Below are 22,100 nucleotides of genomic sequence, written 5' to 3'. Positions count from 1 at the left end.
GCATGGAACGCGCGGTCGAGCGCTGGCGCAACGCGTCGCTGCGGCGGCGCCTGCTGACGTGGCTGCTGCCGGCCGCGTGCGTGATCGGCCTGGTCGCGAGCGCCGGCACCTACTGGGGCGCGCTGCGCGAGCTCGACGACCTGCTCGACGACCAGATGCGCAGCATGTCGAAACAGATCGTGGTCGGCCCGAACGGCGAGCTGTCGTTCAGCAACCATGCCAAAGGCAAGCACGGCTTCGAAGCGAGCGACCCCGACGCGGTGCTGCTGCAGGTGTGGCGCAACGGCACGCTCGTGTATTCGACCGATCGCGACTCGAAACTGCCGCCGCCCGCGCAGCAGGGCATCGCGAGCGTCGACGTCGGCGGCCAGCCGTGGCGCACCTATGTGACCGAGCGCGGCGGCACGACGATCCGGCTCGCGCAGGCGCGGCATGCGCGCTGGGAAGCGATCGCGGGCATCGCCGTCCACCTGCTGTGGCCCGTGTTCTCGATGCTGCCGCTGCTCGCGCTCGGCCTGTGGTTCGGCATCGGCGCGGGGCTGCGGCCGCTGCGGGCGATCGCGTCCGGCCTGAAACGCAGGAATGCGAACAACCTCGAACCGGTCGACGTCGCGTCGATGCCGAACGAGGTCCGCCCGCTCGCCGAAGCGATCAACGACCTGCTCGCGCGCCTCGACCGCTCGTTCACGCTGCAGCGGCACTTCATCGCCGATGCCGCGCACGAGCTGCGCACGCCGATCATGGGGCTGTCGATCCAGTCGCAACTGCTGCGGCGCGCGGCGACGGCCGAGGAACGCGAGCACATCCTCGCGCAGATCCATGCGGGCACGACCCGCCTCGGCCACCTCGCCGAACAGTTGCTGACGCTCGCGCGCCTCGAACCCGATGCGCAGGCGGTCGTCTCCGCATCGGCGCCGGTCGATCTCGCCGCGCTGTGCCGCTCGGTGGTGTCCGATCGCGCACGCGTCGCCGACGCGCACCGGATCGATCTCGGCGCGATCGTCGACGTGCCGGTGATGGCCGCGGGCAATGCCGACACGCTGCGCGTGCTGCTGAACAATCTCGTCGACAACGCGATCCGCTATGCAGGCGAAGGCGCGCGCGTCGACGTGTCGGCGCGCGTCGACGGCACGACGCCCGTGCTCGAAGTCGCGGACGACGGCCCCGGCATTCCGGAAGCCGAGCGCGCCGACGTGTGGGAACGCTTCTATCGCGGCGAAGGCGCACAGGCCGCCACGTCGTCGGGCAGCGGGCTCGGGCTGTCGATCGTCAAGCGGATCGCCGAACAGCATCGCGCGACCGTCTCGCTCGGCACCACCCGCGGCGGACGCGGGCTGACCGTCACGGTGCGCTTCCCGCTGCCGGCCTGATGCGCGGGCGGCCGAAGGCTTGTCCACAGATAATGTTGGCAAGCTTGTGGACAACCTTCCATTAACAGCACCAAGCCCTTGATCGGAAAGGGTTTGTCGTGCGTGCGCGGCAAATGCGCCGGCCAGCGGCAAGCACGCACGCGCGCGTCACTTCTCGTGGACGATCCGCTCGCCCCAAAGATCGGTCGAGGTTTCACGGATGTTCGCGTGCGCTTCCACGCTGCAATACCGAAGCCCCTTCGTCTGTCGACACTCGCCCATCAATTTGACAACTAGTTGTCTATTACGTAAAGTAGTTGTCAATTTACGACCCGAGCTGGCCATGACGAAATCCGACAAGTTGACCGCCGTCGCGCTATCCGTATTCCGGTTGAACGGCCTGCTGATCGAATGGGGCAACACCTTCGCCGGGCCGCACGGCTTGACCAGCGCGCGCTGGCAGGTGCTGGGCGCGATCTCGATGGCGCCGGACGCGCCCAACATCCCGCAGATCGCCGACACGATGGGCATCACGCGGCAGGCCGTCCTGAAACAGATCAACGTGCTGACCGACGAAGGGCTGGTGCTGTCGTTGCCCAATCCGGCGCACAAGCGCTCGCCGTTGTATGCGCTGACGCCGCGCGGCGAAGCGGCCTATCAGGCCGTGGTCGAGCAGTGGCAGCGGCATGTCCGCGACATCGCCGGCGACTTCAGCTCTTCCGACCTCGACGCGGCGCTGCGCGTGCTGTCGGCGATGTCCGGCGCGCACGGCCAGGACGGCCACGCGTAGCCGCCCGCTCGCCCTCTACCTCACCAGGAGCACCCATGCCCCAGTTCAAGCCGATGGATCCGGCCTTTCCGATCCAGCAACAGATTGCGATCGACGCGGACCCGGTCGTGCTCGTCAACGTGTTCACGCTCGCGCCCGCCGACGAAGCCGATTTTCTCGCCGCCTGGAAAGACGACGCGGCTTTCATGAAGCGGCAGCCGGGATTCATCTCGACGCAGCTTCATCGCGCGCTCGGCGACAGCCCGACCTACCTGAACTACGCGATCTGGGAATCGACGGACGCGTTTCGCGCGGCCTTCACGCATCCGGAGTTCGTCGCCAAGCTGTCGGCCTATCCGTCGTCCGCCGTCGCCAGCCCGCACCTGTTCCAGAAGGTCGGCGTGGCCGGTATCTGCACGGCGTGAGCGGGCATGCGAAGCGTGGCAGTGCGTGGCATCGGCCGCCTCGCGAACGTGGAGTTCTCCACAGAAAATGTTGGCAAGCTTGTGGATATCCTGCGCACCGCGACGCTAAACCCTTGATCCGATGGACTTTGGCACGCGTGATGCAGACACGGCGCGCGCCATGGCCATCGCGCACACCGCTTCGCCGCACTTCGCATCACGACGCCACGGCGATGTAGTCCCGATGTACTCCGATGCAGTCCGATGCACGCTCGATGCGCGTCGTAACGGCCGGCGCTGCGCCACTTACCCACAGATTGTGTTGGCAAGCTTGTGGATATCCTGCGCAAGCCTGCGCTAACCCATTGATCGGTCTACGGTTCGTGCCGCGTGTCACCGTTTCGGCAGCGCGCGGTAGCGGCCGGCGCGCACGCGGACGATTCAGTGCGATCGCAGCGCGGCGCCGATACCTTGACGCCCGCGCCCGTCACCCATCAAGATCACGCAAGCCGCACGCGGCCGCGCATGGCCGGCAACGCGCGTCGGCGCCACGGGCCGGCCGTTCCGCCGGCACCGCATGACGACATTTCAATCCGAGGAAGACCATGGAACACTTCACCGCGTGGCAATTGCTCATCTCGCTCGTGCTCGTCGCCATCGTCGTCTATCCGTACGTCCGCATCGTCCGGCGCACCGGGCATTCGGGCTGGTGGATCCTGACGATGTTCGTCCCGGTGCTGAACTTCATCATGTTGTGGGTGTTCGCGTTCGCGCGCTGGCCGGCCGTCGGCGATCGGCAGCCCTGAGCGTTGCCATCGCGGCAGCGCGCGGGCTTGTCCACAGATTGTGTTGGCAAGCATGTGGATAGCCTGCGCATACCGCGATCAAGCACTTGATCCGAAAGACTTTGTCCGCGCCGCCTCGAAAACGGCACGCGAGCGGCCAATCACCGGTTATGTGCTGCCTCGACGCGTGACGCGCCGGCTGCCACGCTGCTCGCCGCGCTTGTCCACAGATTGTGTTGGCAAGCGTGTGGATAGCCTGCGCATACCGCGGCCAAACGCTTGATCCGAAAGACTTTGTCCGCGCTGCTTCAAACGCGGCACGACGGCGGGCGGCATGCCGGGCGCCGCTGCGTGCGGGCTTGTCCACACTTTTTGTTGGCAAGCATGTGGATATCCTGAGCATGCGCGATCTAAGTCGTTGATCGCACAACGTTTGATCGCGCGGGTCACGACTGCGGCACGGCGCGCCCGCGGATCTCGCCACGCACGCCGCGCCGCGTGGCTCAACCGAACGTCTGCGCGACGATGCGCGCGACCGACGCGATCACGTCGTCCTTCGCCCGCGCATCGGCTCGCGTCTGCGTGTAGTACACGGCCAGCACGATCGGCGCGCGCGACGTCGGCCAGATGACGCCCGCGTCGTTCGTCGTCCCGTAGTCGCCGGTACCGGTCTTGTCGCCGACCACCCATCCGGCCGGCACGCCCGCACGAATCCGCTTGTCGCCGACCTTGTTGCCGCGCAGCCACGCGACGAGCTGCGCACGCTGCGCGGCCGGCAGTGCGTCGCCGAGCGTCAGCACGCGTATGCTGGCGGCCATCGCGGCGGGCGTCGTCGTGTCGCGCGGGTCGCCCGGCAACGCGGTATTCAGTTCGGTCTCCCATCGATCGAGCCGGAACGCGTCGTCGCCGATCGAGCGCGCGTAGGCGGTGACCGCCGACGGGCCGCCGATCAGCTTCATCAGCAGGTTCGCGGCCGAATTGTCGCTGTACTGGATCGTCGCCTCGCACAGCGCGGCCACCGTCATGCCCGCGCCGACATGCTTCTCCGACACCGGCGAATAGTTGACGAGGTCGGCCTTGGTATACGTCACGCGCTGTTGCAGCAAGCCCGGCCGCTCGACGCTCTGCGCGAGCACCGCCGCACTCAGCATCGCCTTGAACGTACTGCAGAACGGGAAGCGCTCGCCCGCGCGATGCTCGATGACCCGGCCGCTCGCCGTGTCGATCGCGCATACGCCGAGACGGCCGCCCGCGTCGCGCTCGAGATCGGCGAGCGTCGCTGCTGCCGCGGCGGGCGCCATGGCATCCGCGGCAGCCGCCGCTGCCGCCGTGGCCGGGTCCGGCGCAGCGGCCTGCCGCGACGCGCACGCGGTGGCGGTGAGAACGAGCGGCGCCGTCGCGGCGGCCAGCAACAGGGTTCGACGTTTCGATGAGTAGGTCATGTCGGTTGTCTCGTGGTGGAATGGCGGCGCAACGGTGTCGGGAGAGGGAAAACGGCCGGCCGCCGAGACAGCACTATCGAGACTTTACGGTTGCCTGACAAGCAACGATAATTGAGCGCTGACAAAAGAAATTCTTATGACGAAGCTCCGCCCTCATCTTCCGCTCAATGCGTTGCGCGCGTTCGAATCGTCGGCGCGCCACCTGAACTTCACGCGCGCCGGCCTCGAGCTGAGCGTGACGCAGGCCGCCGTCAGCCAGCAGGTGCGCTCGCTCGAGGAGCGGCTCGGCTGTACGCTGTTTACGCGGTTGCCGCGCGGCCTCGGGCTCACCGACGAAGGGCGCGCGCTGCTGCCGGTGCTGAGCGACGCGTTCAGCCGCATCGAAACGGTGCTCAAGCAGTTCGACGGCGGGCGTTTCCACGAGGTGCTGACGCTCGGCGTCGTCGGCACCTTTGCCCTAGGCTGGCTAATGCCGCGGCTGAAGCAGTTCGGCGACACGCACCCGTTCGTCGAGCTGCGGCTGCGGACCAACAACAATGTCGTCGACCTCGCCGCCGAGGGCCTCGACTTCGCGATCCGTTTCGGCGAAGGCAACTGGCCGGCGACGCGCAACGAGCGGCTGCTCGATGCGCCACTCACCGCACTGTGCACGCCGGAGATCGCGCGGCGCCTCGCGCGGCCGGCCGATCTCGCGAACGAAACGCTGCTGCGCTCGTACCGCACCGACGAATGGCTCGGCTGGTTCGACGCCGCACGGCTCGAACCGTGGGCCGTCAACGGACCCGTGTTCGATTCGTCCCGGCTGATGGTCGAGGCCGCGATGCAGGGTGCGGGCGTCGCGCTCGCGCCCGCGTGCATGTTCGCGCGCGAACTGCAGCTCGGCCAGCTCGCGCGGCCGCTCGACATCGACGTGCGCGCGGGCGGCTACTGGCTCACGTCGCTGAAGTCGAAACCGCTGACGCCCGCGATGACGCTCTTTCGCGACTGGATCGTGGCCGAGGCGGCCGGCGCCGCGCCCGTCGAATAACGCCGCTTGTCCACAGAAAGTGTTGGCAAGGATGTGGATATCCTGGGTACCTGGCGCCTAAGCCCTTGATCACGCACGCATTAGCGTGCCGGTGCACGGCGCGGGCAGCCTTTGCGCACGGGCTTCGTGCCCCGGTCGCATTCCGGCCGGATCCTCAACCCCTGCGACGCAATCGATTGCGAGTTGTCCACAGATTTTGTTGGCAAGCCTGTGGATATCCATCAGATCGGACGCGTAACATCTTGATACACAAGGAGATTCGATCCACGGACCTTGACCGGTCAATGGTGTGGCACCGGAACGGTTGTCGAACCGCTCGCCACGCACCCGGCCGGCGGCCGGGCGGTTCTCCACAGATTGTGTTGGCAAGCTTGTGGATATCCTGCGTATCGGGCACCTAACTGGTTGAGCGCACGGGGTTTTGTGCCGCGTCTGCCAAATCGGGCAGCGCCCGCGCCGCCCGTGCATCAATGGCGGTCGAGCCCGCCGCGCAATTCGCTCGCCTTGTCGCGCAACGCTTCGTAGCCCGAACGCGCATGCTCGGGCAGGTCGGGATCGCCGATCAGTGCGCCGAGCGTTTCGATCAGGCTGAACAGGATGCCTTTCGCCGCGCCGACCGCGATGCTCTGCGATTCGATCGACTTGTGCAGGTGGTCGACCGCCGCTTCCAGATTCTCGAGCTTGTGCTCGCCGTCGTCGGGCCGGTTGTCGGTCGTCATCGTCTACCTCCGCCATCGTTCAAGGGTCATGTCACGATTCTATGCCGCTGCGCGCGAACGTGGCGCGACATCGCGCAACGTTCGCGCAGCGCCCCGCTACAGTACCGCGACCACCTTCACGCGGCCCGGCTGCTCCGCCGCCGCGACGACCTGACCGTCGACACGGCGGAACGTCAGCGATACGGTTTCGTCGCCGACGCGCAGCGCGTCGATCCGCAGCCAGTCGACGCCTTCCGGCAAGGCAGGGCGCTCGACGCGCACCTCGTGGCGCGACGCGTCGATGCTCACGCCGAGGCACGCCTGCAGCATCATGAACGGCGCGCCTGCCGCCCACGCCTGCGGCAGGCACGCCACCGGATATGCGGTCGGCGGTTCGCCGCGCCGGCGCGGGAACCCGCAGAACAGCTCCGGCAAGCGCATCTCGAAGCTCACCGCCGCCTCGAACAGCGCGCGCAGCAGATTCACCGCGGCCGTCTTGTCGCCGTAGCGCGCGAGGCCGCGCGCAATCAGCGCATTGTCGTGCGGCCACACCGAGCCGTTGTGATACGCCATCGGGTTGAAGCGCGGCTGGCCGGCCGCGAGCGTGCGGATGCCCCAGCCCGTCTGGAACAGCGCCGAGCCGAGCACGCCGGCGACCGCCGCGCCGCGCTCGGCGTCGGGCAGCCCGAACGCCAGCAGGTGGCCGGCGTTCGACGCGAACACGCGGCACAGCTCGCCATGACCGTCGAGCGCGATCCCGTAGAAATCGCCTTCCGGCATCCAGAACAGCGCGTCGACTTGGTCGCGCAGCGTCTTCGCGCGCAACGCGTAGCGCGTCGCGTCGGCCGCATGGCCGCGCCGGTGCGAGCATGCCGACATCGCGTCGAGCGCCGCGCACGCATAGGCCTGCACTTCGACGAGCGCGATCGGCCCGTCCGGGAAACGGCCGTCCGCGTGGAACACCGAATCGTGACTGTCCTTCCAGCCCTGGTTCGCGAGGCCGCGCTCCGACGTGCGCTGGTAATCGAGCAATCCGTACGGATTGCGGTCGCACTTGTCGATCACCCATTGCGCGGCGCGCTCGAGCGCGGGCCACAGCTCGTCGATCAGCGCATCGTCGCCGGTGCGTTCGAGATAGGCGCCCGCGAGCACGATGAACAGCGGAGTCGTATCGACGCCGCCGTAGTACAGCGCGAACGGCACCTCGCCCGTCGCGGCCATCTCGCTGCGGCGGAACTCGTGCATGATCTTGCCGGGCTCCGCGTCGCGGAACGCGGAGGTCTCGCGCGCCTGATGCTCGGCAAGAAAACGCAGCACGCCGCGCGCGAGCGACGGCTGCAGCCACAGCATCTGCAGCGACGTGATGATCGCGTCGCGGCCGAACGGCGTCGAGAACCACGGAATGCCCGCATACGGGTACGGCCCCGTGTCGAGCTGCGTCGTGAGCAGCCCGAGATCCGCGAGCGAACGATCGAGCCATGCGTCGAACAGCGGATTGCCGGTGTTCACGCGCGCCATCGACTCGCGCCGTGCCCGCATCTCGCGATGCACGCCGACCAGCGCGGTACGCAGCGCGACGCGGCCGCATCCGGGCCCTTCGCCCTGCTCGGGCCCGAGCGTCGCATCGACGGTCAGGTAGATCGACACGCACGCCTGCGCGGCGATCGTCAGCGTGTAGTCCGCACGATCGACCGACAGCGCGTCGGGCGCCGGCGAGAAATGCACGGTCACGTTGCGCTCCACGCCGTCGAGGCCGTCGTAGCGCAGCCGCACCGCGCCCGCGTCGACGCGCGGCGCGCCCACCGTGCCGCGCTTCGGCCGCTGCGTGCCGCGCACTTCGAACATGTCCTTGAAATCGGCCGCGAACGACAGCGACAGCGGCACCTCGGCTTCGCTCGCGCCGTAGTTCGTCAGCGTCAGCGCTTCGTACAGCACGTCGCCCGCGAGCACGCGCATGCGCTCGATATGAATCACGCCCTCGGGCGTCTCGTGGCCGCCGAGCGGCGGCAGCGGGCGGTTCGTCAGGTGCGCGGTGAACGACGCGTTGTCGGCGCTCGTCGCGCCCGACAGCAGCGACGGCGCGCGGCCGCCGAACGTCAGGCGCCATTTCGACAGCACGCGCATGTCGTCGACGAACAGGCCGTCGTCATGCCCGCCGATGTCGCCGAGCGCGTCGCTGACCACGAACGCGTCACCGGATTTCAGCACGTACTGGTTGTTGCGCGCGAGAACCTGCTGATCGGCTTCGGGCGCGATGAAGGCGGGACCCGACGCGATGGTCGGGGCAACTGGCGCGACTTGCGGCGCCTGCGTCGTCGTGGCTTCGGCGTGATTCGGCATCGATGCTCCTGTGTCGAGGCGCAACGCGCGGCGCGCGTCGCGTGTTTCGCACAGGATAGGCCAGAACCGGGCACGTGCGCAGCGACGAAACGGCCGCGGCGCCCCGCGACGTCGCTGCGTCGCGGGGCGCCGCGGACGGGTACGTCAGTTGCCGGTCAGAATTTCCACAGGATGTTGCCGAGGATCGCGTTGTCGCGCACGCCGCTGCCATACTGGCCGCTGTACGTGAGGCCGAGCGTCAGGCGCTTCGTGACGTTCGCGTCGATGCCGGCTTCGAGTACCGCGCTGTCGCGAGCAATCGGCACGCCCGACACCTGGAACGACGTGCCGCCATTCGCGAACGTGAACGCCGACGACGGCCGCACGTTGCCGAACGCATGTCGCCAGCCGACCGTCCCGCGCGCGGTGAACGTGCCGCTCGCGATCGAGCCGAGCTGCGACGCCGCACGCAGGCCGAGCGTCGAGAAGCCGACGTGGGTCGTCTCGCCGCCGGCGCGCAGCGCGGCCGCGCCGCCGGTTTCCGTATAGCCGTCGGTATGCAGGTTCACGTACGCGAGGCCCGCGAACGGCTCGATCGCGACCGGCCCGACCGGCAGCGCGTAGCCGACTTCGCCGAACACCTGCGCCGAATTCGCGTTGTAGCCGGCCGAGTCGTGATCGGAGAAGCCCGCGAAGCCCGGATAGCGGTCGCTGTTGATGCGGTACCACGTGTACGACGCGCCGCCGCGCACGCCGAGCGCGCCGTACTGCGCGCCGCCGTACAGCGACAGGTAGTAGCTGTTCACCGCCGCCGACGAACTCTGGTCGTTGTCGAGCGAGCTGTGCGTGACACCGGCCGCCAGACCCGCGCGCCACTTGTCGTTGAGCGCCATGTCGGCGCCGGCGATGAAGCCCGTCATGCTGCGGTTGATCGTCGACGCGTTGCCGTCGCCGGCAAGCCGGCTGCGGCCGCCGAACGCCTGCCCCCAGACGACCGGCTGATACGGCGTCCCGCCGTAGCACCCGTCGCGCGAGCCGATCCGGCGTTCCGGCGGCAGCGTCGGGTCGGCCACGCCGGCCGTGTTGTCGCCGCACAGCGCGGCGCCGCCCGACGACAGGGCCGCGAGCGGGCCCGATCCGGGCGCGAGACCCTGGCGGACACGATCGGTCACCGCGTCGCGTACATAGCGGCTGTCGAGCAGCAGCATGCTCTTCAGGCTCGCCTGCAGTTCGCCGTCGAGCAGCCCGTACGCGCGGCGCGCGGTGGGCGCGTCGGTCGTCAGCACCGCGTCGTACAGCGGATTGCCGGCGCCGAGCCCGCCCAGCGCGGTCGCGACCGAGCGCTGGTTCGGCGTCGTCGCGACGTCGGGCAGCGACGTGCCGTTCTGAACCAGTCGCAGGTACACGTGGCCCGGGTCGTAGCTGAGGGTCGGCGTCAGGAACGCGTAGTTCGCGCTCACCTGGGTGAACGCGCCCTGCACGCCCGACGACGCGCTGAGGATCGTGTACGTCGTGCTCGGCTGGTAAGCGCTCTGGTTCGCCAGCACCTGCACGGTGCCGCCGTTCAGCATCGCCGTGCCGCTCGCCGCGAGGCTGCCGCTTTGCTGCGGCGTGGCGGCGACCTGGAACGTCGAACCCGGCTGGAACGTGACGTTGCCGCCCACGTTCAGCGCCGCGCCCGGTTGCGTGGCAGCCGCCGTCGCGCCGTTCTGCACGACGAGGCCGCCGACCGTGCCGGTGCCGGTCAGCGTCGCGCCGCTCTGCACGGTGACGGTCGACTGGCCGAGCGAACCGTTGACGGCAAGGGTGCCCGCACTGACCGTGGTCGGCCCGCTCAGTGTGCTCGCGCCGGTCAGGGTCAGTTGTCCGCTGCCGGCCTGGGTGAGGGAGCCGGTGCCGGACAGCACGCTCGCGATCGTCACATTGCCGGATTGATTGACGATCAGCGCACCGTTGTCGACGACGTTGCCGGCCACGCTGCCCGACGTGCCGCCGTTGCCGAGTTGCAGCGTGCCGCCGGCGGCGATCGTGGTGCCGCCCGTGTACGTGTTGCCGCCGGTCAGCACCTGCGTGCCGCTCGCCACCGTCACGCTGCCCGAGCCATCGATGGTGCCGCCGAACGTACTGCTGCCGGTGCCGTTCAGCGCCAGCGCATTCGCGCCGAGATTCACGTTCGTGCCGGCCGCGCCCGACAGCGCACCGATCGTTTGCGTACCGGTCGCGGCGCTCACATCGAACGTCGCACCGGTGCCCGCAAGATTCACCGCGCCCGTCGACGCGAGGCTCCCTCCCGCGCCGAGTGCAAGCGTGCTGCCGCCATGGATCGTCGTGCCGCCCGTGTACGTGTTCGCCCCCGTCAGCGTCTGCGTGCCGGTGCCCGCCAGCGTCACGCCCCCCGTCCCGCCGATCGTGCCACCGAACGTGTTGTTGCCGCTGCCGTTCAATGTCAGCGTATTCGCGCCGAGATTCACGTTCGTGCCGCCCACCCCTGACAGCGCACCGATCGTTTGCGCGCCGCTCGCAGCGCTCATGTCGAAGGTCGCACCCGTGCCCGCGAGATTCAGGGTGCTACCGGACGCGAGACTGCCACCGGCTCCCAGCGCAAGCGTGCTGCCGCCGTTGATCGTCGTGCCGCCGGTATATGTGTTCGCGCCCGTCAGCGTTTGCGTGCCCGTGCCGGCGAACGTCACGCCGCCCGTCCCGCCGATCGCACCGCCGAACGTACCGTTGCCGCTGCCGTTCAACGTCAGCGCATTCGCGCCGAGATTCACGTTCGTGCCGGCCGCGCCGGTCAGCGTGCCGAGCGTCTGGGCGGCCGTCGCGCCGCTCACGTCGAACGTCGCGCCCGCGCCCGCGAGAGTCACGGCGCCCCCCGACGCGAGGCTGCCGCCCGCACCGAGCGCGAGCGTGCTGCCGCCGTTGATCGTCGTGCCGCCGGTATACGTGTTCGCGCCCGTCAGCGTTTGCGTGCCCGTGCCGGCGACCGTCACACCGCCCGTCCCGCCGATCGCACCGCCGAACGTACCGTTGGTGGTGGCATTCAGCGTCAGCGCATTCGCGCCCAGATTCACGCTCGTGCCGCCCGCACCCGCCAGCGTGCCGATCGTCTGCGCGCCCGTCGCGCCACTCAGATCGAGCGTCGCACCCGTGCCGGCGAGGGTCACCGCGCCGGTCGACGCGAGGCTGCCGCCCGCACCCAGCGCCAGCGTGCCGCCGCCGCTGATCGTCGTGCCGCCGGTATACGTGTTCGCGCCCGTCAGCGTCTGCGTACCGCTGCCGGCGAGCGTCAGGCCGCCGGCGCCGCCGATCGCGCCGCCGAACGTGTTGCTGCCGTTGCCGCTCAGCGTCAGCCCGTTGCCGCCGAGGTTCACGTTCGTGCCGGCCGCACCGGTCAGTGCGCCGATCGTCTGCGCGCCCGATGCGCCGCTCAGGTCGAACGTCGCCCCGGCCCCGGCCAGATTCACCGTGCCGGTCGACGCAAGGCTGCCGCCCGCGCCGAGCGCCAGCGTGCTGCCCCCGCCGATCGTCGTGCCGCCCGTATAGGTGTTCGCGCCGGACAGCGTCTGCGTGCCGGTGCCCGCGAGCGTCAGGCTGCCCGTGCCGCCGATCGCACCGCTGAACGTGCCGCTGGCGGTCCCGCCCAGCGTCAGTGCGTTGCCACCGAGGTTGAGGTTCGTGCCCGCGACGCCCGACAATGCGCCGAGCGTTTGTGCGCCCGTCGCGGCGCTCAGATCGAGCGTCGCGCCGGCACTCGCGAGATTCATCGCTCCGGTCGACGCGAGGCTTCCGCCCGCGCCCACCGCCAGCGTGCCGGCGTTGATCGTGGTGCCGCCCGTGTACGTGTTCGCGCCCGTCAGCGTGGTCGTCGCCGCGCCGTTCTTCACGAGGCTGCCCGCACCGGAAATCGCACCGCTCAGGTCGAGCGCATTGCTGCCGCCCAAGGTGAGCGCCGCACCCGTGCCGAGATTGACCGCATTGGCCACCGTCAGGCTCGCGTTCGTATCGAGCGTCGCCGCGCCGCCCACGTTCACCGTGCCGGTGCCCAGCGCCGTATTGTTGCCGAGCACCACGCCACCGCTATTGAGGTTCGTGCCGCCCGAATAGGTGCTCGCGCCGTTCAGCGTCTGCGTGCCGGTGCCTGCGAGCGTCAGGCTGCCCGTACCGCCGATCGCACCGCCGAACGTGCCGCTGGCGGTCCCGCCCAGCGTCAGTGCATTGTTCCCGAGGTTGATGTTCGTTCCCGCGACACCCGACAGCGCGCCGAGCGTTTGGCCGCCCGTCGCACCGCCCAGATCCAGCGTCGCGCCGACGCCCGCGAGGTTCATCGCACCGGTCGATGCAAGACTGCCGCCCGCGCCGAGCGCCAGCGTCCCCGCGTTGATCGTCGTGCCGCCCGTGTAGGTATTCGCGCCGGTCAGCGTGGTGGTGGCCACGCCGTTCTTCACGAGGCTGCCCGCGCCGGAAATCGCGCCGCCCAGCGTGAGGTTGTTGCTGCCGCCGAGCGTGAGCGCGGCGCCCGTGCCGAGATTGACCGCATTGCCGACCGACAGGCTCGCATTCGTATCGAGCGTCGCCGCCCCGCCGACGTTCAGCGCGCCGGAGCCGAGCGCCCCGTTGTTGCCGAGTACCAGGCTGCCGCTATTGAGATTCGTGCCGCCGGTATAGGTATTTGCGCCGTTCAACGTCTGCGTGCCGGTACCCGCCAGCGTCAGGCTGCCGGTGCCGCCGATCGTGCCGCTGAACGTGCCGCTCGCGGTCCCGCCCAGCGTCAGCGCGTTGGCGCCGAGGCTCACGCTCGTGCCGACGCCGCCCGACAGCGCGCCGATCGACTGCGCGCTGCCCGCGCTGATGTCGAGCGTGGCACCCGCATTGACTAGGTTCACCGTACCCGTGGACGACAGGCTGCCGCCCGCGCCGAGCGCGAGCGTGCCGGCATTGATCGTCGTGCCGCCGGTGTAGGTGTTCGCCCCCGTCAGCGTCGTGGTCGACGCGCCGTTCTTCACAAGCGCGCCCGTACCGGAAATCGCGCCACTCAATCCGAGTGCGTTGCTGCCGCCGAGCGTCAGCGTCGCGCCCGTGCCGAGACCGATCGCATTGCCGACCGACAGGCTCGCATTCGTATCGAGCGTCGCCGCGCCGCCGACGGTCAGCGCACCGGTGCCCAGCGCGGAGCCGTTGCCGAGCACGAGGCTGCCTGCGTTCAGCGTCGTGCCACCGGTGTAATTGTTCGCGCCGTTCAGCGTCAGCGCGGCCGCGCCGTTCTTCACGAGACCGCCGCCACCGGAAATCACGCCGCCGAGGCCGAGATCGGTGCCGCCGCCGAGCGTCAGCGTGGTGCCCGTCGCGAGATTGACGCCGTTTGCCAGGGTCACGTTGGTCGTCGCGTCGAGCGTCGACGAGCCGTTCACGTTCACCGCGCCGCTGCCGAGCGCCGTATTGCTGCCGACGACGAGGTTGCCGCCGTTCAGGTTGGTGCCGCCCGTGTATACGTTCGTACCGGTCAGCGATTGCACGCCGGTACCCGACAGCGTCACGCTGCCCGACCCGCCGATCGTGCCGGCATAGGTCGCATTGCCGGTGCCGCCGAGCGTCAGCGAATTGACGCCGAGGTTCACGTTCGTGCCGGCCGCGCCGGCCAGCGAGCCGATCGTCTGCGCGCCCGACGCAGCGCTCACGTCGAACGTTGCACCCGCACCGGTCAGGTTGACCGTGCCGGTCGCCGACAGACTGCCGGCCCCATTCAGCGCGAGCGTACCGCTGTTGATGGTCGTGCCGCCCGTATACGTATTGACGCCGCTCAGCGTCGTGGTCGCCGCGCCGTTCTTCACGAGGCCGCCGCTTCCGTTGATCGCGCCGGTCAGCCCGAGACTGTTGCTGCCGCCGATCGACAGCGTCGAGCCGGAGGCGAGATTGACCGTGTTGCCGAGCGTCACGTTCGTGCTCGTGTCGAGCGACGCCGACGCGTTCACGTTCAGCGTGCCGATGCCGAGCGCCGAATTGTTGCCGATCACCAGGCCGCCGGCGTTCAGGTTGGTGCCGCCCGTGTAGCTGTTCGCGCCGGACAGCGTCAGCGTGCCGCCGTCGTTCTTCGTCAGCGCACCGCCACCCGACACCGTACCGGACAGCGTCAGCCCGGTCGTGCCCTGCACCGTCAGGCCCCCCACGCCGAGCGACACGTTGTTAGAGACGTTGAGCCCCGCCGTGCCCGCCTGCAACGCACCGCCGTTCCCGGTGATGTTGCCGGTGCCGAGCGACGCGTTGTCGTTGATGATCGCCACGCCGCCGCTCAGCGTCGCGTCCTGCGCGGTGGACGCGCCGTTGATCGTCCAGTTGCCGCCCTGGACGTTCAGGTGATTGAAGTTGATGTAGTTGTTGACCGCGATCGTGCCGTTCGCGGAAGCGCCCTGCTGCAGGTTGAGCGTGTTGTTGCCGCCCGAGCCGCCGTCGACGATGCCCGTCTGCGCGACGTTGAGCGTGTTCGCCCCGACCGTGATGTTGAACGCGCCCCCGGTGCCGCCCGCCGTGTTGACCTGCGAGCCCGTGATCGCATTGAACGTGTTCGTGCTGTTCGCGCCCATCGACACGCTGCCGTTGATCACGCCCGAGTTGGTGAACGTATTGCCGCCGCCGGGCGCGTTGTTCGAGCCGAACGACACGCGGCCGCTGATCGTCCCGCTGTTCGTCATGTTGACCGTGCCGCCGCCGTAGGCGGCGACCACCGGCGCATCGGCGCCGATCAGCGTCGCACCGACCAGCGCGGAAGAGCCGATCGAACCGGTGTTCGTAATGGTCGACGTGCCGCCCGTGCCGTTCTGGACCGACAGCGCCATGCCCGTCACGCCGCTGATCGCCACGCCGGTCGAGCCGTTCATCACGCCGTTGTTGGTGACGTTGACCGAGCTCGCCGCCGCGTTGCCGATCACCGCGCCGCTAGACAGCACGCCGAGCCCCGAGCCGAGCGCCGACGGGTCGATCGTGCCGTTGTTGGTCAGCGTGGTGTTGTTGCCCGTCAGCGACATCGCCGTGCCGCCGAGGCCGAGCAGCACGCCGACGCTCGCACCGGGGTTGACCGTCGCGTTGATGTTGTTGAGGTTGCTCGAGAAACTCGGCGCCAGCGGGTTCGCGACGCCGGAACAGGTCACCGTCGTGCCCGCCTGGCTGCAAGTCGCATGAGCGGGCACGATACCCGCGCCGGACAGTGCCAGGAAAACGCCCGTGGGCAACAACAGCCTCGGGAACGGTTCACTCGCCTTTTTCGAACGCGCAGTATTCATGCTTTCCCTCGTTATTGATTTCGGCCTTGGTATTGGTATTGCGACCACACTGGGTGACGCACAGCAGAAAATCACGGATGAAAGCGTCCGCTCCGGCAATCGCGGCGCGATGTCGGTTTATTCATGGATGAATTTTTAGTCAGACCGGGAATGCAAGTCGAAACTAGTCGAATGACATGATGGCGGCCCCTGTTTTTTGCAGCGACTTTCTGTTGATTTGATTACTGCCCTGCTTTTATCAGACAAGGCTATATCAAACTCAACCCGTTTTCCAGTCGATGTTTTCCCATCGGATCAAGGGCCGATGCACATGTATTTTTTACTCGCCGGAAGGCGCTCATCAATAACGACCGGCACGTCTTTCACCGGCTTGTTTCGAGTTTTCGCAAAGATATCGGACGCGCCGCATCCGTGAAAACGCTGATATATCGTCCTGATACGTTATACGCGAATCTTGCAGTGCAATATTTTTACCCTGCCGGATCAGGAAATGGATAATCCGCGCCACCAATAATCATCAGAGGAATCCGGATTTTCAAGCAATCCACGGAATTGCTTCGATTTTCGTCTTGAAACACCGTTGCAACGCGGCCGGAAGCATGTGCCGCCGCGGCTGCCGCGTCACGAAAACAGGCTCATCAGATAAAGCATCGGCCGAAACGAAACCGGCCGCGCATCGGGATTCACCCACAGCCGCACCGCATACACCGCATAGGCCGGCACCTCGCGCCAGCTCGAATAGACATCGCGCCACTGAAAGCGGCGCGGATAGGCAGCGGAGATAGTCGACCGCGCAATGCCGACGCGCTCGAACGCGAGGCGCGCCCGCGCGAGGTGGTAATACTGGCTGACGATCAGCACGCGCGACAGGCGGTGCGTGCGCAGGTAGGCCAGCGTGTGCTGCGCGGTCGCGAGCGTGTTGTCGCCCTGGTCGTCGACGGCGATCCGGTCCGCCGGCACGCCGCGCGCGACGAGGTAGTCGCGCATCGCCGTCGCCTCGTTCAGCCCGGGGCCGTCGATCGCGCCGCTGACCAGAAACGCCGGACACTGCCCCGCGCGGTAACACCGCACGCCAACATCGAGCCGGGCCGCGAGCACGGGCTTCGGCGCGCCGGTTTCGTCGAGCGCGTTGCCGAAGATCACGGCGACGTCCGCCGGATCGCTCGGCATCCGCATGCCATGGACGACGATCGCGCCAGCGGCCGCGGCCCAGACGCACGCAACGACGGCCAGCATGCGGCCGGCCCGGGCCGCGAAGCCCCGTTTGGTTCGATATTTCAAGGTAGTCGGTCTCTCTCAGGTATCGCCGCGCGCATCGGCCGGCCCGCCCCGAATGGGCGCGTCACGCTAGCACGGCGCGCTCGCGCCTGTCCATGCGACGAACCGATGCCGGCCACGCAGGCCGGCCATCGGGAGATCGAAAGTATGTGAAGGATGCGCCGCGTCGCGACGCGAACCCGGCACCGCCCCGGGTCAGTCGGCCGGGCACATCGCGAGTCGCCCCATCGCCTCGCCCGCGCCACGTACCGCGCAGGTGGCCGGCTCATCGGCGATCCGTGCGACCAGCCCGGTCTCGTCGTACAGCAGGCGTTCGAGATCGGCGAGCAGCGCGCCGCCGCCGGTGAGCACCACGCCGCGATGCGCGATGTCGGTCACGAGTTCGGCCGGCGCGTTTTCCAGCACCGACTTCACCGCGCCGATGACCTGCTTGAGCGGCGCGGCCAGCGCGTCCGCGACGTCGTGGTTGGACAGCTCGACCGAGCGCGGCAGGCCGTCGCCGATGCTGCGACCGACGGCGCGCGTGGACGTGCGCGGCACCGCGCTGGTGGCCGAGCCGATCGTCTTCTTCACGTGCTCCGCCGTCTGCTCGCCGAGCAGCACGCCGTACAGGTTGCGGACATGGTTGACGATCGCCGCGTCGAACTGGCTGCCGCCGACGCGGATCGCCTCGCGGTAGACGATGCCGCCGAGCGCGATGACCGCGACTTCGGTCGTCCCGCCGCCGATGTCGATGACCATCGAGCCGACCGGCGCGGTCACCGGCAAACCCGCGCCGAGCCCGGCCGCGAGCGATTCCTCGATCAGTTCGACCTCCGATACGCCGGCCGCGAACGCGGCCTCGCGGATCGCGCGGCGCTCGACGGCCGTCGCGTCGGACGGCACGCACAACGTGACCTCGACGCGGCGACCGAAGCGCGAGCGGGTGCGCGACATGTCGATGAAGCTGCGGATCATCTGCTCGGCCGCGTGCGCGTCCGCGATCACGCCGTGCCGCATGGGCCGCACGGCTTCGAGGTGCCCCGGTTCGCGGCCGACCAGCGCCTTCGCGAGCTCGCCGACGGCCTCGAGCGTCGGCCGCGCGTCGCTCGCGCCGCCCTTGCGGAAGCAGACGACCGACGGCTGGTTCAGCACCACGCCGCGTTCATGCGTATAGATCCGCGTACTCGCCGTTCCCGGGTCGATCGCAACGGGTTGCGCAAACAACTTTCCGAACAGCGGTGTCGACATATCAAACCTTTGTGAGGGAACGGGCCGGGACGGCCGCGCCGCACTTTTTTGCCGCGCGTCCATGCCGCCCCATCACGAGCTTAGCGGCAAATCATTCCGATACTTTAGGCAATTCCCATGATTTTTTCGCGACGAAATTGCCGAAACGGGCATTCCGCGCCCGTCCGGCTACGCAACAGCCTCTCGCGTTGGGCCTGTAAAACACGGTAATCTCTCGGTCTTGCCTGCTCCCGGCAGGCGTCAGACGCACGATCACGCCAGGTATTTTCACCATGACAGCGACCGTTTCCTTCCGCTGGGCGCCGGTGCGCCCGCTCTGCACGACGCTCGTTGCCTTCTGGTGCTGCACGGCCGCCGCGCAACCGCTGCCGGCCACCGAATCCGCCGCCGCCCAGGCCGTCGCCGCGGCGGCCAACGCGCCGGCGGCCGCCACGCCCGCTGCATCCGCGCACACCTGCTCGGCCGACGGCGGCCCGGCCGGCCGCCCGTCGATCGGCCTCGTGCTGTCCGGCGGCGGCGCGCGCGGCTACGCACACCTCGGTGTCCTGAAAGTGCTGGAGGACAACCGGATCCCGATCGACTGCATCGCGGGCACCAGCATGGGCGCCGTCGTCGGCGGCCTGTACGCGAGCGGAATGGCGGCCGACGAAATGCAGAAGCGGCTGTCGGAAGTGAACCTCGCGGATATCGCGTTCGACGTGACGGATCGCGCGGACCTGCCGCAAACCAGCCGGGAAGACGAACGCCTGTACATCAACGGACTGACGCTCGGCTTCGGCAAGAAAGGCGTCAAGGCGCCGGTCGGCCTCGTGCAGGGCAACCGGCTGCAGGCGCTGCTCGCGAACTGGACGGCCGCCGTGCCGACCAACCAGCCGTTCGACCGCCTGCCGATCCCGTATCGCGCGGTCGCGACCGACCTGCAGACCGGCCAGATGGTCGTGCTCGACCACGGCTCGCTGCCGCTCGCGATTCGCGCGAGCATGGCGATGCCGGGCCTGTTCGCGCCGGCCGAGATCAACGGGCGCGCGCTCGTGGACGGCGGCCTCGTCAGCAACCTGCCCGTCGACACCGCACGGCAGATGGGCGCGAACGTCGTGATCGCCGTCGACATCGGCTCGCAGTTGCGCCCGCTCGACGCGCTCGCGTCGCCGGCCGACGTGATGCAGCAGATGGTCGGCATCCTGATCCGCCAGAACGTGACCGCGCAGCGCAAGCAACTCGACGCGCAGGACGTGCTGCTCACGCCGGACCTCGGCTCGCTCGCGTTCACCGATTTCCAGAACGCGAAGCAGGCGATCGCCGCCGGCGAGGCCGCCGCGACCGCGGCGCTGCCGAGGCTGCGGCGTTTCGCACTCACGCCGGAACAGTATGCGGCGTACCGGTCCGCGCACGCGCAGCCGCTGCCGCCACCGATCCGGATCACGCGCATCGACATCAAGACCAGCGGCGGCGTGCCGAAGCGGGTCGTCAGCAACGCGCTGCACGTGAAACCCGGCGACATCTACGATCCGCAGACCGTCAGCCAGGATCTGCTCGGACTCACGACGGGCGGCAACTTCGAGAGCGTCACGCAGCAGATCGTGAGCCGCGGCGACGACAACGTGCTCGAGATCGACGCGCGCGAGAAGTACTGGGGGCCCAACTTCCTGCTGTTCGGGCTCGGCATGTCGAGCAGTTCGACCGACGAAGGCGGCTTCCGCCTGCATGTCGGCTACCGGCGGCCGTGGCTCACGGAGTCGGGGCTCGAATTCCGCGCGGACACGACGATCGGCAGCGACCTGCAGTCGGCGCGCGTCGAATTGCGCCAGCCGCTGCCGGCCGCATACGGCGTGTACCTGTCGCCGTACGCGGAATACCAGCGTCGCTATGCGAACCTGTACGACAACAGCAATGACGTGAAGCTGAACCAGTACCTGATGCAGACGGCGCGCGCGGGGCTCGACCTCGGCTTGCCGATCGGGCGTCTCGGTGACTTCCGGATCGGCCTCGGCTACGCGACCGGGCACGGCTCGCCGAACTACAACCTGCCGTTCTCGGCCGACGACGGCAGCAGTTCGACGCTGCTGTGGCCGAGTTTCACGTCGCAGGCGCTCATCGCCCGTGCGCGGCTCGTCATCGATCAGCTCGACGATCCGATGTTCCCGCGTCACGGCTACTACACCGAATTCCGCGTCGAACGCTCGCTGCTGTCGCACAACAGCCAGTCGGCGCAGGAATTCGACGATGCGATCTCCAACACGCCGTACACGGAGATCTACGGCAAGGCGATGATCGCGCAACAGTTCGGCCGGCACAGCATCAGCGCGACGATCGAAGGCGGCAAGAGCATCGGCGGCACCAACCTGATCAACGCGTTCAACTTCACGCTCGGCGGCTTCCAGCATCTGGCCGCCTATGCGGCCGACCAGTTGAACGGCAACGAGCTCGCATACGGCAACGTGACGTACATGAACCAGCTGATGACGTTCAACGCGTCGCCGATCAAGGCCCTGTCGATCGGCGCCAGCGCGGAAGTCGGCAACGTGTGGGCCGCCGGCGAGAAGATCGGCGGCGGCGCACTCAAGCAGAGCTATACGTTCTTCACGAGCCTGTCGACCGCGTTCGGGCCGGTCTACATCGGCGTGGCGCTCGCCCCCGGCGGCCGACGAAACGTCTACCTGCAGCTCGGCCGGACTTATTGAGCATGCGCGGATGCCGCTGCGGCGGCATCCGTGCGGCCGTCGCGCCGGCGTGTTCCCCGCTCAGAAATCGGCGGCCATCGCGACCGCACGCGCTTGCGCGCGTTCGATGCTTTCGTGCGCTCTCGCATGCCACGTGTGTTCGACGGTCAGGCTTCTGACCTCGTCCACGCCGATGAACTTCAGCCAGAATTCGATGTAATCGGCCTGATGCCCGAAGCCGGGATGGCCCGCACGTCCCGCGCCGGCCGCCTCGCCCTGCCCGCGCACATGGATGGCCAGTGCGCGCGGAATCTCCAGCAACGGGCCGTAGGCAGTGCCATCGAACGTGAACAGCATGTTCCGCTGGCTGACGAGATCGATCAGTTGCTTGAGCTTGTACGGATAGCCGAAATTCCACATCGGCACGCCGACGACGATCCGGTCCGCTTCCTGAAAGCGCTTCACGAGGGACTGGATTCGTCGCCAGATCGACTGCTCCGCCTCGTCCATCGGCACGTTGGCGACGCCCTTGTATTTCGCGCCGATCGCGTCGCCGTCAAAGTCCGGCAAATCCTCCTCCCAGACATTCAACGTATCGACGTCGAGCGTGGCGCCCGTCTGCCGGTACGCATCGATAAAGGCATTGGCGACCGCGATCGAAGCCGACTTCGCGCCGCGGGGAGAAGACACGATATTCAAAAGCCGCATGATGTGTGACCCGGACAGGAATGCATGAACAAGGGGACGGCCATCGCGGCGGCCCCGGCTTCACTGCTGCGTCGCGGGGCGCCCGCGTCCGCCGTCACGGATCGGCCACCCATATAGTTGCAATTGCAATCGTAATGCAAAGCGCGCCCGCGTGGCA

Annotated in this window: 14 protein-coding genes; 7 read left to right on the top strand and 7 right to left on the bottom strand. The window is 68.4% G+C overall.

Annotated features, from left to right (window positions below; genetic code table 11):
- The first annotated feature begins 2 nt into the window (after positions 1 to 2).
- The 4 genes from DTA15_RS16165 to DTA15_RS16150 all read left to right on the top strand — a co-directional run bounded on the left by DTA15_RS16165 (position 3) and on the right by DTA15_RS16150 (position 3,328).
- Positions 3 to 1,370 carry an ATP-binding protein gene (locus DTA15_RS16165; RefSeq protein ID WP_006485692.1) on the top strand — a complete coding sequence of 456 codons (1,368 nt, stop codon included), beginning with the start codon at positions 3 to 5 and terminating at the stop codon, positions 1,368 to 1,370.
- Between the two features lie 322 nt (positions 1,371 to 1,692).
- Positions 1,693 to 2,139 carry a MarR family winged helix-turn-helix transcriptional regulator gene (locus DTA15_RS16160; protein WP_006485683.1) on the top strand — a complete coding sequence of 149 codons (447 nt, stop codon included), beginning with the start codon at positions 1,693 to 1,695 and terminating at the stop codon, positions 2,137 to 2,139.
- Positions 2,140 to 2,174: 35 nt separating this feature from the next.
- Positions 2,175 to 2,543, top strand: a complete 369-nt coding sequence (locus DTA15_RS16155) for an antibiotic biosynthesis monooxygenase family protein (protein ID WP_006485685.1) — start codon at positions 2,175 to 2,177, stop codon at positions 2,541 to 2,543.
- 584 nt (positions 2,544 to 3,127) lie between these two features.
- The gene (locus DTA15_RS16150) at positions 3,128 to 3,328 is read left to right on the top strand and encodes a DUF805 domain-containing protein (RefSeq protein ID WP_006485688.1); all 201 of its coding nucleotides are present in this window, start codon (positions 3,128 to 3,130) and stop codon (positions 3,326 to 3,328) included.
- A 482-nt stretch (positions 3,329 to 3,810) separates the two neighbouring features.
- On the opposite strand, the gene blaPEN-B is transcribed toward DTA15_RS16150, so the two are convergent.
- A complete protein-coding gene (gene blaPEN-B, locus DTA15_RS16145; RefSeq protein ID WP_012493495.1) occupies positions 3,811 to 4,749 on the bottom strand; it encodes a PEN-B family class A beta-lactamase in 939 nt (312 codons plus the stop codon).
- A 136-nt stretch (positions 4,750 to 4,885) separates the two neighbouring features.
- Here blaPEN-B and penR point away from each other — a divergent pair, with 136 nt between their 5' ends.
- Positions 4,886 to 5,776, top strand: a complete 891-nt coding sequence (penR, locus tag DTA15_RS16140; RefSeq protein ID WP_006491626.1) for a beta-lactamase transcriptional regulator PenR — start codon at positions 4,886 to 4,888, stop codon at positions 5,774 to 5,776.
- 467 nt (positions 5,777 to 6,243) lie between these two features.
- Here the strand turns inward: penR and DTA15_RS16135 are convergent, their stop codons facing one another.
- The 3 genes from DTA15_RS16135 to DTA15_RS16125 all read right to left on the bottom strand — a co-directional run bounded on the left by DTA15_RS16135 (position 6,244) and on the right by DTA15_RS16125 (position 16,067).
- Complete coding sequence (locus DTA15_RS16135) at positions 6,244 to 6,495, bottom strand: hypothetical protein (RefSeq protein WP_006482135.1); 252 nt, start codon at positions 6,493 to 6,495, stop codon at positions 6,244 to 6,246.
- Between the two features lie 96 nt (positions 6,496 to 6,591).
- Entirely contained in the window at positions 6,592 to 8,814 is a 2,223-nt protein-coding gene (locus DTA15_RS16130; protein WP_006482131.1) for an amylo-alpha-1,6-glucosidase, read from the bottom strand.
- Positions 8,815 to 8,969: 155 nt separating this feature from the next.
- Positions 8,970 to 16,067: an autotransporter-associated beta strand repeat-containing protein gene (locus DTA15_RS16125; protein ID WP_012493496.1), complete on the bottom strand. Its 7,098-nt coding sequence runs from the start codon at positions 16,065 to 16,067 to the stop codon at positions 8,970 to 8,972.
- Here DTA15_RS16125 and DTA15_RS38280 point away from each other — a divergent pair.
- Entirely contained in the window at positions 16,009 to 16,206 is a 198-nt protein-coding gene (locus DTA15_RS38280) for a hypothetical protein (protein ID WP_006482137.1), read from the top strand. The two genes, DTA15_RS16125 and DTA15_RS38280, sit on opposite strands and share 59 nt — an antisense overlap.
- Before the next feature lie 482 nt (positions 16,207 to 16,688).
- On the opposite strand, the gene DTA15_RS16120 is transcribed toward DTA15_RS38280, so the two are convergent.
- Together DTA15_RS16120 and DTA15_RS16115 are read right to left on the bottom strand one after the other, a co-directional pair.
- A complete protein-coding gene (locus DTA15_RS16120) occupies positions 16,689 to 17,303 on the bottom strand; it encodes a YdcF family protein (protein ID WP_020979681.1) in 615 nt (204 codons plus the stop codon).
- A 237-nt stretch (positions 17,304 to 17,540) separates the two neighbouring features.
- A complete protein-coding gene (locus DTA15_RS16115) occupies positions 17,541 to 18,575 on the bottom strand; it encodes a rod shape-determining protein (RefSeq protein ID WP_006482133.1) in 1,035 nt (344 codons plus the stop codon).
- Positions 18,576 to 18,847: 272 nt separating this feature from the next.
- Here DTA15_RS16115 and DTA15_RS16110 point away from each other — a divergent pair, with 272 nt between their 5' ends.
- Positions 18,848 to 21,256, top strand: coding sequence for a patatin-like phospholipase family protein (locus DTA15_RS16110; protein ID WP_012493497.1), 2,409 nt, complete (start codon positions 18,848 to 18,850; stop codon positions 21,254 to 21,256).
- A 60-nt stretch (positions 21,257 to 21,316) separates the two neighbouring features.
- On the opposite strand, the gene DTA15_RS16105 is transcribed toward DTA15_RS16110, so the two are convergent.
- On the bottom strand, positions 21,317 to 21,943 hold the full coding sequence (locus tag DTA15_RS16105) for an FMN-dependent NADH-azoreductase (protein ID WP_006483167.1): 627 nt from the start codon (positions 21,941 to 21,943) through the stop codon (positions 21,317 to 21,319).
- Positions 21,944 to 22,100: the final 157 nt, after the last annotated feature.

It is taken from the genome of Burkholderia cenocepacia, from assembly GCF_900446215.1.
Taxonomy (GTDB): domain Bacteria; phylum Pseudomonadota; class Gammaproteobacteria; order Burkholderiales; family Burkholderiaceae; genus Burkholderia; species Burkholderia cenocepacia.
Note: the sequence above shows the minus strand (reverse complement) of the source record. Positions and strands in the feature narration are given on the sequence as shown.

Excerpts from the sequence above, each read along its gene's own strand:
- DTA15_RS16160 (WP_006485683.1), top strand. The coding sequence starts at position 1,693 with ATGACGAAATCCGACAAGTTGACCGCCGTCGCGCTATCCGTATTCCGG.
- DTA15_RS16130 (WP_006482131.1), bottom strand. The coding sequence starts at position 8,814 with ATGCCGAATCACGCCGAAGCCACGACGACGCAGGCGCCGCAAGTCGCG.
- DTA15_RS16155 (WP_006485685.1), top strand. The coding sequence starts at position 2,175 with ATGCCCCAGTTCAAGCCGATGGATCCGGCCTTTCCGATCCAGCAACAG.
- DTA15_RS16125 (WP_012493496.1), bottom strand. The coding sequence starts at position 16,067 with ATGAATACTGCGCGTTCGAAAAAGGCGAGTGAACCGTTCCCGAGGCTG.
- DTA15_RS16165 (WP_006485692.1), top strand. The coding sequence starts at position 3 with ATGGAACGCGCGGTCGAGCGCTGGCGCAACGCGTCGCTGCGGCGGCGC.
- penR (WP_006491626.1), top strand. The coding sequence starts at position 4,886 with ATGACGAAGCTCCGCCCTCATCTTCCGCTCAATGCGTTGCGCGCGTTC.
- DTA15_RS16110 (WP_012493497.1), top strand. The coding sequence starts at position 18,848 with ATGACAGCGACCGTTTCCTTCCGCTGGGCGCCGGTGCGCCCGCTCTGC.
- DTA15_RS16120 (WP_020979681.1), bottom strand. The coding sequence starts at position 17,303 with ATGCTGGCCGTCGTTGCGTGCGTCTGGGCCGCGGCCGCTGGCGCGATC.
- DTA15_RS16115 (WP_006482133.1), bottom strand. The coding sequence starts at position 18,575 with ATGTCGACACCGCTGTTCGGAAAGTTGTTTGCGCAACCCGTTGCGATC.
- DTA15_RS16105 (WP_006483167.1), bottom strand. The coding sequence starts at position 21,943 with ATGCGGCTTTTGAATATCGTGTCTTCTCCCCGCGGCGCGAAGTCGGCT.
- blaPEN-B (WP_012493495.1), bottom strand. The coding sequence starts at position 4,749 with ATGACCTACTCATCGAAACGTCGAACCCTGTTGCTGGCCGCCGCGACG.
- DTA15_RS16150 (WP_006485688.1), top strand. The coding sequence starts at position 3,128 with ATGGAACACTTCACCGCGTGGCAATTGCTCATCTCGCTCGTGCTCGTC.
- DTA15_RS16135 (WP_006482135.1), bottom strand. The coding sequence starts at position 6,495 with ATGACGACCGACAACCGGCCCGACGACGGCGAGCACAAGCTCGAGAAT.